The following is a 13749-nucleotide window of genomic DNA, read 5'->3' as shown; positions in this document are numbered from 1 at the left end:
ACAGACACCATGGCAAGTTCTTTTCCTGGCGCGCGCGGGCTGTGCCGCGCGGCGCTGGCCCTGCTGCTCGGCGCAGCGGGCTTCGCGCAAACCGCGCAGGCCGTGTATCCCGACCAGCCCATCAAGCTGGTGGTCGGCTTTCCGCCGGGCGGTGGCGGCGATCTCTACGGCCGCCTGATCGCCAACGCCATGAGCAAGTCGCTGGGGCAGACCGTGGTGGTGGAGAACCGGGCCGGCGCGGGCGGCAACATCGCCGCCGACGTGGTCGCCAAGTCCAGGCCGGACGGCTACACCATCCTGCTGGCGATGAGCGGCAACCTGGCCGTATCCCCCGCGCTGAAGCCGTCCACGCTGCCGTACAAGGTGCCCGACGACTTCACGCCGATCGGGCTGATCCTCGAGGCGCCGCACGGCCTGTTCGTGGCCGGCAATTCGAAGTTCCCCGATGCCAGGACGGTGCTGGCCACCGCGAGGAAGCGCACGCTCAGCTTTGCCTCCACCGGCACCGGCGCCGCCGCGCATATCGGCATGGAGATGGTCAAGCAGCGCGCCGGCGTCGACATGCTGCACGTGCCCTACAAGGGCTCCGGCCCCGCCATCACGGACCTGATCGGCGGCCAGGTAGACATGTTCTTCGCCACGGCGTCGCCGCTGATGGGACAGGTCAGGCAGGGCCAGTTGCGCGTGCTCGCGCTGACCGGCGCGCAGCGCAGCCCCGCGCTGCCCGAGGTGCCCACCTTCAAGGAGCTCGGCGTCGACGTGGTGGTGACGCAGTGGTACGGCCTGGCCGCGCCGGCGGGCACGCCGCAGGCCGTGGTGAAGACGCTGTCCGAGCATCTTTCCCGAGCGCTGGAGCAGCCGGACGTGCAGCAGGCCATCCGCAAGGACGCGGCCATGGAACGCAAGCTGCCGCTGGATGCTTTCCGCCGCTACATCGTCGAAGACATCGCGCGCTACAAGAGCGCCGCCACGCCTGAACTGCTCACGCAGATCGCGCAATAACGGATCGCAGATCCCCTGCCTGTCTCGAAAATGGATGTCGATAAAGGATGCCACCATGCTGCAGAACTGGACTGAAACGCTCTCCAACAACCGCAAGGCCGCCGGCCAGCTGGCGGCGCACAACCCGCAGATGCTGACCGCCTTCCGCGCACTGAACGAAGCGCAGGGCGCTACCGGCACGCTGGACGCCAAGACCCGCGAACTGATCGCGCTGGCGGTCGCCGTCACCACCCGCTGCGACGGCTGCATAGCCGCTCACGCGGCGGCGGCGCGCAAGGCCGGCGTCACAGAGGCGGAATTGGCCGAGGCGCTGGGCACCGCCATCGCGCTGAACGCGGGCGCCGCCTACGTCTACTCCCTGCGCGCGATGGACGCGCTGGATACTTTCAAGGAATAAGCAGAGCACATGCCCATGACCTACCAGACCCTGATTTCCGCCAATGCACTGGCGCGCGAGCTCGACGGCGCGCAGCCGGGCTCCCTGCTGGTGCTCGACTGCAGCTTCGAGTTGACCGATGCGCAGGCTGGCCGGCGCGCCTACGACGCCGGTCATATTCCAGGGGCCCGCTACGTGCACCTGGAAGACACGCTGAGTGCGCCAAAGAACGGCCGCAACGGCCGCCATCCGCTTCCCGCGCCAGAAGCCTTCGTGCGCGCGCTGGCAGCCCTCGGCGCCGGCGACCATACCCAGGTGGTGGCCTACGACAACGCCGGCGGCATGTACGCTGCGCGCCTGTGGTGGATGTTGCGCTGGATCGGCCACGGCACCGTGGCCGTCCTGGATGGCGGCCTGGCCGCCTGGAATGCGGCGGGCCTGCCCCTCGCCGGCGAAGCGCCGCCGCCGCCAGTGGCCGGCACCCTGAGCCTGCGTGCGCCACTGGCCGGCACGGTCTCCTACGGGACGCTGTGCGCCAACCTGGACAGCGGCGAACGGCTGGTGCTCGACGCGCGCGCGCCGGACCGCTTCCGCGGCGAGAACGAGACCATGGATCCCGTCGGCGGCCATATTCCCGGCGCGCGCAACCGCCTGTTCCGCGACAACCTCGACGCCAGCGGCAACTTCAAGCCCGCCGCCCGGCTGCGCGAGGAATTCCTGGCGCTGGTGGACGGACGCCAGCCCGCCGAACTCGTCAGCCAGTGCGGTTCGGGCGTGACCGCTTGCCACAACCTGCTGGCGCTGGAGATCGCAGGCTTGCCCGGCGCCGTGCTGTACCCCGGCTCGTGGAGTGAATGGTGCGCCCAGCCCGGCGCGCGTATCGCCACAGGCGCGGCCACCTGAGGCGAACGGCCCTGTGCGCGGCAGGCATGACTCTGCCGATAGCCGAGCCGGCCGCGCGCCGCTGAATTCCGCATCCGGACCCGCTTACCGACGATAGATCGCACCGGCCGGATGTCGCCAGACAAGACAGACATCGTGAGGAGACAACCCGAGATGCATTGCCCTGATTCCCTGTTTCGCCGCGTCAGCCGTCATGCCGCGAGCTTGGCAGCGTGCTGCGCCGTGGCCGCCGTGCTGGGCACCCTTGGCGCCGGCAGCGCACTGGCCGCGTATCCCGACCAGCCGATCCGCCTGGTGATCGGCTTTCCGCCCGGCGGCGGTGGCGACCTGTACGGCCGCACGCTGGCCAACGAACTGTCCCGCCAGATCGGCCAGACGGTAGTGGTGGACAACAAGCCCGGCGCCGGCGGCAATATCGCCGCCGAAAGCGTGGCGCGTGCCAAGCCCGACGGCTACACGCTGCTGCTGGCGATGAGCGGCAACCTGGGCAGCGCGCCGGCCATCCGCGCCAACCTGCCTTACCGTGTGCCAGAGGATTTCGTGCTGATCAGCCAACTGGTGGAAACGCCGTTCGGCCTGCTGGTGAGCGCCAATTCCAGGTTCAAGACGATCCAGGACTATGTGGCGCAGGCGCGCAAGGGCAAGACCACCTATGCCTCCACCGGTACCGGCGGCGCGGCGCAGATCACCATGGAAATGGTCAAGCAGCAGGCCAATCTCGACATCCTGCATATCCCGTACAAAGGCTCGGGGCCGGCTGTGACCGACCTGATCGGTGGTCAGGTCGACAGCCTGTTCGCACCCTATACCCCGCTGATGGGCCAGGTCTCCGCCGGCAAGCTGCGCCTGCTGGCGATCAGCGCGGCCAAGCGCATTCCCGCGATGCCGGATGTGCCGACGCTCAAGGAGTCCGGCATCGACGTGACGATGACGCAGTGGTACGGCCTGGCCGCGCCCGCGGGCACGCCCAAGGAGGTGGTCGACACGCTGGCGCGCCATGTCAAGACCGCGCTCCAGCAGCCGGACCTGCTGCGCGTCTACCGCGCCGACGGCGCACAGGAGTCCACGCTCAGCGGCGACGCGTTCCGCAAGTTCGTCGTGGGCGACATCGCCAGGTACCGCCGCGCGGTCGAACGTGGCCACCTGACGGCGGAGTAGGACGCCCATGGACCGGGTCGATTGCGCAGTCGTCGGCGCGGGGGTGGTGGGCCTGGCGGTGGCGCGGGCGCTGGCGATCGCAGGCCGCGAAGTGGTGATCGTGGAAAGCCAGGGCGCGATCGGCACCGAGACCAGCTCGCGCAATTCCGAAGTCATCCACGCCGGCCTGGGCTATCCGGCCGGCTCGCACAAGGCCCGGCTCTGCGTGCGCGGGCGCGCGCTGCTATACCGCTATGCCGAAGCGCGCGGCATCGGCCATCGCCGCATCGGCAAGCTGATCGTCGCTGTGGACGAGGAGGAACTGCCGGGGCTGGAGAAGTACGAGAAGCTCGGCGCGGCAGCCGGTGTGACCGACCTGCAGCGGCTCAGCGCGGATGGGGTCAGGCAGCGCGAGCCTGCGGTGCGCGCCATTGCCGGGCTGTGGTCGCCCTCCACCGGGATCGTCGACAGCCATGCGCTGATGCTGTCCTACCTCGGCGATGCCGAGGCCCACGGTGCCGTGCTGGCGCTGCGCTCGCCGGTCGATGGCGGCATCGCCACCGGGGATGGCATCGTGCTGCGCGTCGGCGGCGACAGCCCTGCCGAGTTGCTGTGCGGCACCGTGGTCAATGCCGCGGGACTCGGCGCGCAGCAATTCGCGCACCGGCTCGAAGGCATGCCGGGCGCCCTGGTGCCGCCGCTGCACTACGCGATCGGCCACTACTTCACGCTTAGTGGTGCCTCGCCTTTCCGCCATCTGGTCTATCCGGTCTCGCGCGACGCGTCGGCACGAGTGCATGCCACGCTGGATCTCGCCGGCGCCTGCCGCTTCGGCCCCGACCATGCGTGGATCGACAGCAAGGACTATCGATTCGACGAACGCCGTGCGAAGGCCTTCTATCGCGGTATCCGACGCTATTGGCCGTCGCTCCCCGATGGCGCGCTGGTGCCCGGCTATACCGGCATCCGACCGCGCATCGCCGGCCCCGATGCGCCGCTGACCACCGCGGCTGCGGACTTCGTCTTCCAGGGCGAGGCCGTCCACGGCGTACGCGGCCTCGTCAACTTGTTCGGCATCGAGTCGCCGGGGCTGACCTCGTCGCTCGCGATCGGCGAGTATGTGGCTTCGCTGGTTGCCTGAGTAAGCCGTACGCTGAATCTTCTTATCCCCTGTCATCCGCTGTTATTCCGCTGCTATTCCGCCACCGCATGAGCCTAAAACCTATGTCCGCATCTCTTTCCGCTTCCAGCATCGCGTCCGGATCCGAAGCCCGCCCCGCCATGCGCCCGCACAGCGCGCATTGGGGCGTCTTCTCCGCGGGCTGGCAGGATGGCGCCCTGGTGGTACGGCCGCATCCGGACGACCCCGATCCCAATCCGCTGATCGGCAACTTCACCAATGCGTTGCGCCATCCGGCGCGGGTGACCACGCCGATGGTAAGGCGAGGCTGGCTGGAGCGCGGCCCCGGGCCCGATCCCCTGCGCGGCCTGGACACCTTCGTGCCGATGCAGTGGGACGAAGTGCTGGACCGGCTCGCCGCCGAACTGCAGCGCGTCAAGCAGCGCCATGGCGCCCAGGCGGTGTTCGGCGGCTCCTACGGCTGGTCCAGCGCCGGCCGCTTTCATCATGCGCAGAGCCAGGTGCACCGCTTCCTCAATACCTCGCTGGGCGGCTACGTGCGCTCGGTGAACAGCTACAGCGCTGGCGCCTCCGCGGTGATTCTGCCGCATATCCTCGGTAGCATGGACGACGTGGCCCGGCGCAACGTGACCTGGGAACAGATCGTCGAGCATACCGACGTGGTGCTGGCCTTCGGCGGCATGGCGCTGAAGAATTCGCGCGTGGCGAGCGGCGGCATCAGCCGGCATATCGAGCGGGACTCGATGCGCGCGGCCACGGCGCGCGGCTGCCGCTTCGTCTCGGTCAGCCCGCTGCGCACCGATTTTCCGCCCGAAGCCAAGGCCGATTGGCTCGCGGCCAAGCCCGGCACCGATACGGCACTGATGCTGGGCCTGCTGCACGAACTGGTGAGCAGCGGCCTGCACGACCGCGACTTCCTCGCCCGCTATTGCGAAGGCTGGCCGGAATTCGAGGACTACCTGATGGGCCGCGCCGACGGCACGCCGAAAACCGCCGCCTGGGCCGCCAGCATTTGCGGCCTACCCGGGCGCGCCATCGCCGAACTGGCGGCGGCTTTGCCCGGCAAGCGCGTGCTGGTGGTGGTGGCGCACTCGCTGCAACGCGCCGAGCACGGCGAGCAACCGGTATGGATGGCCGCCGTACTGGCCGCGGCACTCGGCCAGCTTGGCCTGCCTGGCGGTGGCTACAACTACGCGCTGGGTACGCTGGCGCACTACGGCAAGCGGACCAATGCCGTGCCAGTAGCCGCACTGCCGCAAGGCACCAACGGCGTGAAGGACTTTATCCCGGTCGCGCGCATCGCAGACATGCTGCTGCACCCTGGCGAGGCGTTCGACTACAACGGGCAGCGCCGCATCTACCCGCACATCCGGATGGCCTATTGGGCCGGCGGCAATCCTTTCCACCATCACCAGGACCTGAACCGGCTGCGCGAAGCTTTCCGCCGGCTCGATACCTTCGTCGTCCATGAGATCGCCTGGACCGCGACAGCGCGGCATGCCGATATCGTGCTGCCCTGTACGCTGACACTGGAGCGAGAGGATATCGGTGCGGCGCCGACCGATCCGCTAATGGTTGCCATGCACCGCATCGCCGAGCCGCATGGACTCGCGCGCGATGACTACGACATCTTCGCCGATCTTGCCGAACGCCTGGGCACACGCGAGGCGTTCACCGAAGGCCGCACCAGTGGGCAGTGGCTACGCCACCTTTACGAGCGCACCCGTACCGCGCTGGCCGCACAGGAACTGGAAGCGCCGGATTTCGATACGTTCTGGGAGCGCGGCGAGATGTTGCTGCCGCAGCAGGCGGACGATGGCGGCATCCTGCGCGCCTTCCGCGAGGATCCGTCTCGCCATCCCCTACCTACTCCGAGTGGCAAGGTGCAGATATCCTCCCCTACTATCGCCGGCTTCGGCTATGCCGACTGCCCCGGCCATCCGGCATGGCTGCCCCCAGAGGATGGTCCCACCACGTCGCATCCCCTCACATTGATCTCCAATCAGCCCGCCACGCGGCTGCACAGCCAACTGGACTTCGGCGCATACAGCGCCAGCCAGAAACGCGACGGACGTGAGGTTTGCACCATAAACTCAGCCGATGCCGCCGCGCGCGGCATCGCCGACGGCGATTTCGTGCGGCTATATAACGGTCGCGGCGCATGTCTGGCAAGTGCCGCGCTCTCCGATTCCGTGATGCCGGGCGTGGTCCAGTTACCGACTGGCGCCTGGTATGATCCGGCAATCGATGCGAGCGGACGCCAAATATGCACGCATGGCAACCCTAATGTGCTGACACGCGACAAAGGCACGTCGCCCCTGGCGCAAGGCTGTACCGGACAGCTCACTGCTATCCAGGTGGAGCGCTTGAATGAAACGCCACCGCCGATGCGCGCCTTTGAGCCGCCAGAGGTTAGCTGAGGTGATGGGGGCTACAGCGACCTGCAGATGGACCCGGGTAAGGCCGCGCGGGCAGGCTCAGGTGCGGTCCAAGTGATAGCTCGCGTGCATTCAATCGCCATGGGTTAGGTGAACAAGTTTGCGGAAGCGAAGGAACATCAAAATACAGACCTAGCGGCAAAGCGCGCGGGTTTCCGGAAACTACGTCGTGATTCCCGATGCGTTGGGTCAGTGTGGATTCGAAGGCCCCGCACTCGATGACAGGGGAAGCCCAGTGCGCCCGTCATCATGAGAACCGACACGCTCATCACGTGCCAGACAAACATATCCGACAGTAAGGCCGCCTCTTGCAACCGGGGACGGCGGTTCATGATGCAGCGCTCAGCCGGCTCGAAGGCCTTTGAGCGGGAACGTCAACGCGAAACGGATGGCAGCGATCACCACCAACGCTTCACCGCCGTTGGTGGGCCTCATGAACAGACATCGGCGCCCTTCAAGGCTGGGGCAGCGTTTACTTCATCGCCGGTCATCGCCACCACCAGGCCATCACTCCGGAGCGCCAGAACCTGAGGCAGCAGCCAGCTGCCGCCCACCGTGGTGGTGGCGCTGACCTATTGACCGAGGCCCTGGGAGACGCGGTCCATGAGCACTGGACGCTCACTCGCCTCAAGCGCCGACACAGCTCACTGGGCCCTGCGCCAAGGCCGCCCGGCCGGCCGTGGCTCCCGCCGCCAAAGCTGTGACTGTGACCAGCCCAGCGAACAGAAATCGGCGCTCGTGCCATGCGATCCCCGCCGCGTGTGGGAATACCTCGTCGTCTCGCTTGCGCATGGCCATAGCTTGCTCCACCATCGTTAGTGAACGGAAGCGCCATGGGAAGCGTCGAATTCGACTCGATATCTCAAACAGGATGCGGCTCACGCCGCCCACCACGGTCACCGACGATTCCCGGACCAGGCTCAGAAGCGGGCTCACACCGATGACGGGCCGGTCATTGCGGCGCTGCCGTTCCCTTTATAGTGCAGAACCGTTCCTTCGCGAACGCCGGGCGCATCCATGGAATTGGGAGACTCAGAACTTCAAGGTCTCACCTGCCGCGATGCGGATCCGGTCAGCCGATTGCCGGGCGCGGCGCATGATGTCGCGCGTGTCGTAGGCCTCCAGCCTCCCGTTGCGCTTCACGATGCGCCCGTCGACCATCACGGTGTCGACGTTGGCGGCACTGCCGCTCTGCACGATCGCCGTCTCGATGTTGCCGATCGGTCCCATGTTCAGGTCCTGGGTGCGCACCAGGATGATGTCGGCGCGCTTGCCTTCAGTGATCGAGCCGGTGACGTCGCCGAGCCCCATGGCGACGGCGCCGTTGATCGTTGCCATCTCGATCACCTCCGGCACGCTGACTGCCTTCGATCGCTCGCTCGGCGTTCCGGCCCAGGGCACGCCGAGATTCCAGGTGAAGCGCATCGCTTCGAACATGTCCGGCGGTGCGATGGAGGTCGCATCGCTCGACAGCGAGATGGTCAGGCCTGCACTGCGCATCGCGAAGAGGGCGGCACGCGCATCGCCGGTGCTGCTGAGGCGTAGCTCGGAGTGCGTGGCAAAGGACAGTGGCGTCTTCGTGCGTGCCATCGCTCCCAGGTCGGCCGCGCTGGCGGGCACGTAGTGGGCGATCATGAAATCCGGTCCCAGATAGCCGCGCCGCTCGTAGTCGACGGCATCGACGTTGTTTGGCGCCTCCTGCGGCGCATGGATCGCAACAGGCAGCCCGATTGCCTTGGCGAACTTCATCTCCTCGTGGAAGACCACGTCGGTGCTCTGCTGCGGACCCCGCAGGTTCAGCCCCAGGTGCACCAGCCCGTCGAAGGGCGAGCGCTCGCCGAACCATTCGCGCCGCACGCGCGCCAGGTCTTCGTAGCGGTTGACCTCGTCGACAGACAGCTTGTCGACGTGGCCGTAGGAGTAGCGCGCCCGCAGCAGCGAATGTTGGTGCGCGCGCAGTTCGGCGTCGGCGTGTGCAGGCGAGCGCGTGTTGTGCGACCAGTTGTGCACGGTGGTAGTCCCGCCGTTCGCCAGTTCGGCGCAGCCCAGCAGCACGCTGTTGTAGAAGTCCTCGGGCGTGTACAGGCCCGAGGTCGCGATCTTGGCGGGGTAGTAGGAGAAGCCGCCATCAAGGGCGGTGAAGCTGCGGCCGAGCGCGCTCCACATGTGATAGTGGGAATTAACGAAGCCTGGCATGACGATGCGATCCGTGGCATCGATGACCTCGGCGCCGGAGGTGCTCAACCCACGGCCGATCTTCTCGATCACGCCGTTGCGCACCAGCACGTCCGCGCGCGGTAGCACGCCCGTGGCGCGGTCGACCGTGATGACAGCGCCGTTGCGGATCAGGTAGGTGCGCCGGCGTGCACCGGGCGATCCGACCGGATGTGCCGAGCCGGCCGACACGGAAGCCGAGCCGACGAGCGCCGGCGCACCGGTGGCGGCGACCATCATGGCTCCGAGGAACCGGATGAAGTCTCTCTTGGTTGTTTTCATGTCTTGGCCCATGTGCAGGAGGTTGAAGGAAGGAAAGGAACGAAGGAATGCCCGGTCAGCGCGCGTTGAGAAAGAAGGCGCCGGTCATCGCGAGCCCCGTCAGCACGACGAAGCCGCGCACCATGCCCGGCTTCAACCGCCGCGCTGCGGTGCCGCCGACATAGCCGCCGAGCGTGGCGCCGACCGCCATCCACAGCGCATGCGTCCAGACGATCGCGCCGCTGGCCGCGTAAATGGCGACGGCGATCAGCGTCAGGATCGCGGAGACGAAGTTCTTGATGCCGTTCATGCGGCCCATGTCCGTTTGCCCCAGCGTGCCGAGGACCGCCAGCAGCAGGATGCCGAGGCCGCCGTTGAAGTAGCCGCCGTAGATCGCCACCGCGACGATGCCCAGGTCCGCGATCCACAGGCGCCGCTGTTTCGCCGTGTCGGCCCGGCGGCGTACCAGCTTCGGTCCGATCACGAAGAGTTGCGTCGCGGCCAGCAGCAGCCACGGCACGATGCGGCCGAAGACCTGGTTGGAGGTCGATAGCAGCAACGCTGCGCCGGCCGCACCGCCTAGCACCGAGAGCACGCCCAGCCGGACGAGCGACGGCGACATCGGCTCCGACAGTTCTCGGCGCAGTGCCCAGGTGCCGGCCAGGTAACCCGGCAGCAGCGCAGCGGTCCCAGTGGCGTTGGCCGATACCAGCGGCACGCCCATCAGCGCCAGCGCCGGCAGGGTCAAGAAGCTGCCGCCGCCCGCCACGGAATTGAGCGCGCCAGCCAATGCCGCGGCGCCGCCGAGCAACGCCCAGTCGAGCAGCGTCACGGCTTGCGCACCGGTAGCGACATGCGTTCGATGCGCAGCAGCATCGTGAGCACCACGCCGATGGTCGCAAGCAGCGTGATCTGCGCCAATCCGGCGATGTTCCAGCCAAAGCGCGCGGCGATGCCACCGATGATGTAGCCCGCGAAGGCGCCCGCGCCGTACAGCGTGGTGACGAACACGCCTGTGGCGCGGTTCGTGAGCGAGGCGCGCACCGCCTTGATGTGATAGCCGGCCAGGTTCACGTACAACACGCCACTCACCACCAGGCCCCACGCGAAGGACAGGGCGGACTGCACCAGAATTCCGGTGGGCCCCGAGAACAGCAGGAAGCCCAGCAGCCCGGTACCCGCGAAGCTCAGCGAAAGCACCAGCTTGGGATGGAAGCGGTCGCCCAGCCAGCCGCCGAAGATGGAGGCGAACACGCCGAAGCCGAAGATGCTCATGACGCGGCCCGCGTCCGAGGGCGTGTAGTGCAAGTGCTCACGCAGGAAGGTTGGGTACATGCCGAGGTAGCCATAGATGCAAAGCCCGCCGATCACGCTCATCGCGGTCAGCAGCACGGTATTGCGGTTCCACATGGTGGTCGCGCCGCGCTGGTCGTTGCGCGCATCCGCAGCCGACGCATTCTCGGTCATTCGCTTGCTCAAGGTGATGGCGATCAGCGCCATGGCCGCGAAGCCAGCCACCCCGAACACCACCAGGGGCATGCGCCAGTCGCGCTGCGCGCCGATCAGGTGCCCACCGAGCAGCGGCCCCACGATCGAGCCGATACCGAAGGAGAAGTTGATGGCCCCCACCGCGGTCGAGCGGTAGCGTGCGAAGTAGCTCGCCGCGACCGCGATCACCACCGTGAGCTGCATCGCCTCGCCGATGCCCGTGGCGGCGCGGTAGGCGATCATGTCGGCGAAGCTGTGCGAGTAGGCCGTGAGCAAGGTTCCCAGCGAGAAGATCGCGATGCCGATCTGCAGCACCGTCTTGCGTGACAGCCGCGCCAGCAGGTAGCCGGTGGGCACACCAGCCACCGCCATGCCAAGCGTGAATATGGTCGACAGCAAGCCGGTTTCGGCCAGGCCGAAGCCAAACTCCTTGCGCACGTCCGCGGCGATCAGCGGAAAGATCTGCCGGTCCATCGCGTTGAGCGCATAGGATCCGAGCAGCACCAGGAACATCCCAATCTCCAGCGCGGTAATGGGCGCCTCGCAGCGCGCATCGCCGGCCAGGGGAATAGCCGAGGTTGAGGAATGCACGATGTGTCTCCTTCTCGTCGAGCGAGAAATTGTTCTGAAGTTCTTTCCCCGGCGTTGCGCCCGGGGGACGTCATGCGGCAGTACCTGCCGCGCCGTACCAGTCGAGGATCTGCTCGCCAGTGAAGAAGGCGACGTCGTCGCGTGCGTGGATGTGCGCCAGCGCCTCGCGGAAGTAACGCAGGCGGTGCGGCGCGCCCATGATGTACGGGTGCACCACCAGCGCCATGACTCTGGCCGAATCCTTCGCGTCGGCATAGAGCTGTTCGAACTGGTCGATGGCGCGGTCGCGATACTCGCTGGCCTTGTGGTGCTGGATCAGCATCATCGCCACGTCGTTGCATTCCTGGGTGTAGGGCACGTTCACGATCGACCCGCCGTCGCGCGTCTTCAGCCGAACCGGCTGGTCGTCGAGCACCCAGTCGCAGACGTACTCGTAGCCCTGCTCCGCCAGGATGTCGGGTGTGTGCCAAGTCTCGGTGAGGCCCGGGCCCAGCCAGCCGCGCGGTCGCTTGCCGGTGTAGGCGCGGATCGCCTCGGTGGTCTTGGCGATGTCCTCGGCCTCGTCTGAAACCTTCTGCATGTTGCGTTGGCCAAAGCCGTGGCCGATAAACTCCCACTGGCGCGCCTTCGCCGCCTTGGCGATAGGCTCGTAGGCCGCGATGGCCGAGCCGTTGATGGCGAGCGTCGCGCCGATGCCGAGCGCGTCGATCACCTCCAGCATGCGCCAGAAGCCGACCCGGTTGCCGTACTCGTGCCAGGCCCAGTTCGGGATGTCTGGCATCGGCGAACCTCCCGCCGGTGGCGTGAGCACGGTGCGGGGCATAGTCTCGTTGATGTCCCATTCCTCGACATTGACGATGACCCAGACGCCCAGGCGTTTTCCGGCAGGCAGCTTGAGTGCGGGACGGTCCGCGATGGCCGAGTACGAGATGCGTTCGAGTGGTTTCATGGTGTCTCCTGTGTGCTTTGCGGGGCTCAGACGATCTCGACCTGCAGGGGGGCGAGTCCTTCGATGCGCCCGACGAGCCTGTCGCCGCGTTGCACCGGGCCGACCCCTTCGGGCGTGCCGGTGAAAATCAGGTCACCGGGCAGCAGACGGTACTGCTTCGACAACTCGCTGACGATCTCGTGGACATTCCAGATCATCTTTTCGAGTACCGAGTCCTGCCGCACAGCGCCGTTCACTGAGAGATTGAGCGCCCCCGACCGGATGTGCCCGACCTTCGCCACGGGATGGATCGGGCCGCAGGGTGCCGAGTGATCGAAGGACTTGCCCTGCTCCCACGGCAGGCCACGCTTGTTGCACTCGCGCTGGCGGTCGCGGCGCGTCATGTCGAGCCCGGCGGCGTAGCCGAAGACATGGTCCAGTGCCGTGTCCGGTGACACGGCCGACGCCTCGCTGCCGATGGCCACGACGAGTTCGAACTCGAACTGGAAGTCGTCCGTCAGCGTCGGATAGGGCACGCGGCTGTCGGTCATCACGGCGTCGGTCGGCTTCTGGAAGAAGAACGGCGGATCGCGCTCATCGCCCTCCTTCATCTCGCGGATGTGGGCGAGGTAGTTACGCCCCACACAATAGACGCGCCGCACCGGAAACTGTCGGCCGCTGCCGACGATGTCGATGAAGACAGGGGTGACCTGCAGGGCTTCTGCCGCCAAGGCCGTGCTGGCCGTACTGTTGCGTGGCATGGGATTTGTCTCTCCGAAAGGTTTGAAAAGGAGTGGTTAGAGTCTACAAACGGGCCCGCCCGGCCTCAACGCACAGGCTTGCGCAAAGATGTGCAATCCTTGCGATCTTGCCTGTCTACGCGGTTGCAACGGTTGAGGCCGCCCAGGCGGCGCTGTTGGCCTTCGAGCAAAACGACTGGAGCAAACGCTACCTACCGATTACAACCTCCTGGCATCGCGACTGGGACCGCGTGATTCCATTCTTTGCGTTCCCACCGGCCATCCGCAAGATCATCTACATCACGAATGCCATCGAGAGCATCAACGCGCAACTGCGCAAGATCATCAAGACCCGCAGACACCCCCCGAGCAATGAAGGGGCCACTAAGCTCCTGTGGCTAGTCTTGCGCAACATCACCTGCAAGTGGGGCAGCGCCACGCACGACCGGAAAGCCGCCATGAACCAGTTCGAGATCCTCTACGAGGATCGCTTCACACAACCCCATCGCTGAGATAGGATATAACGATAT

At 66.7% G+C, this 13749-nt stretch carries 11 protein-coding genes and 1 pseudogene; 7 read left to right on the top strand and 5 right to left on the bottom strand.

What is annotated here, in order from left to right:
• Positions 1-9 precede the first annotated feature (9 nt).
• The 6 genes from P3W85_RS33755 to P3W85_RS33730 all read left to right on the top strand — a co-directional run bounded on the left by P3W85_RS33755 (position 10) and on the right by P3W85_RS33730 (position 6979).
• On the top strand, positions 10-1002 hold the full coding sequence (locus tag P3W85_RS33755; protein WP_276267949.1) for a Bug family tripartite tricarboxylate transporter substrate binding protein: 993 nt from the start codon (positions 10-12) through the stop codon (positions 1000-1002).
• Positions 1003-1057: 55 nt separating this feature from the next.
• A complete protein-coding gene (locus tag P3W85_RS33750; protein WP_035815155.1) occupies positions 1058-1399 on the top strand; it encodes a carboxymuconolactone decarboxylase family protein in 342 nt (113 codons plus the stop codon).
• Between the two features lie 9 nt (positions 1400-1408).
• On the top strand, positions 1409-2281 hold the full coding sequence (locus P3W85_RS33745; RefSeq protein WP_430869672.1) for a sulfurtransferase: 873 nt from the start codon (positions 1409-1411) through the stop codon (positions 2279-2281).
• A gap of 153 nt (positions 2282-2434) precedes the next feature.
• Positions 2435-3439 (top strand): Bug family tripartite tricarboxylate transporter substrate binding protein, encoded by a 1005-nt coding sequence (locus P3W85_RS33740; protein ID WP_276267947.1) that lies wholly within the window; start codon positions 2435-2437, stop codon positions 3437-3439.
• Between the two features lie 7 nt (positions 3440-3446).
• On the top strand, positions 3447-4559 hold the full coding sequence (locus P3W85_RS33735; protein ID WP_276267946.1) for an NAD(P)/FAD-dependent oxidoreductase: 1113 nt from the start codon (positions 3447-3449) through the stop codon (positions 4557-4559).
• A gap of 83 nt (positions 4560-4642) precedes the next feature.
• Positions 4643-6979 (top strand): molybdopterin guanine dinucleotide-containing S/N-oxide reductase, encoded by a 2337-nt coding sequence (locus P3W85_RS33730; protein WP_276267945.1) that lies wholly within the window; start codon positions 4643-4645, stop codon positions 6977-6979.
• Between the two features lie 1050 nt (positions 6980-8029).
• On the opposite strand, the gene P3W85_RS33725 is transcribed toward P3W85_RS33730, so the two are convergent.
• From P3W85_RS33725 to P3W85_RS33705, 5 genes are all read right to left on the bottom strand, one after another.
• Positions 8030-9493 (bottom strand): amidohydrolase family protein, encoded by a 1464-nt coding sequence (locus tag P3W85_RS33725; RefSeq protein WP_276267944.1) that lies wholly within the window; start codon positions 9491-9493, stop codon positions 8030-8032.
• 55 nt (positions 9494-9548) lie between these two features.
• Positions 9549-10298 (bottom strand): sulfite exporter TauE/SafE family protein, encoded by a 750-nt coding sequence (locus P3W85_RS33720; protein WP_276267968.1) that lies wholly within the window; start codon positions 10296-10298, stop codon positions 9549-9551.
• Positions 10299-10300: 2 nt separating this feature from the next.
• A complete protein-coding gene (locus P3W85_RS33715) occupies positions 10301-11551 on the bottom strand; it encodes an MFS transporter (protein WP_276267943.1) in 1251 nt (416 codons plus the stop codon).
• A 70-nt stretch (positions 11552-11621) separates the two neighbouring features.
• Positions 11622-12500, bottom strand: a complete 879-nt coding sequence (locus tag P3W85_RS33710) for a polysaccharide deacetylase family protein (protein ID WP_276267942.1) — start codon at positions 12498-12500, stop codon at positions 11622-11624.
• A gap of 26 nt (positions 12501-12526) precedes the next feature.
• On the bottom strand, positions 12527-13240 hold the full coding sequence (locus tag P3W85_RS33705; protein WP_276267941.1) for a fumarylacetoacetate hydrolase family protein: 714 nt from the start codon (positions 13238-13240) through the stop codon (positions 12527-12529).
• Between the two features lie 101 nt (positions 13241-13341).
• Between P3W85_RS33705 and P3W85_RS33700 the strand changes: the two are divergent.
• Positions 13342-13731, top strand: a pseudogene (locus tag P3W85_RS33700) (transposase); the annotation flags it as partial.
• Between the last annotated feature and the right edge of the window lie 18 nt (positions 13732-13749).

It is taken from the genome of Cupriavidus basilensis (assembly GCF_029335485.1).
GTDB classification, from domain to species: domain Bacteria; phylum Pseudomonadota; class Gammaproteobacteria; order Burkholderiales; family Burkholderiaceae; genus Cupriavidus; species Cupriavidus basilensis_E.
This window is presented reverse-complemented; position numbering and strand designations above follow the sequence as displayed.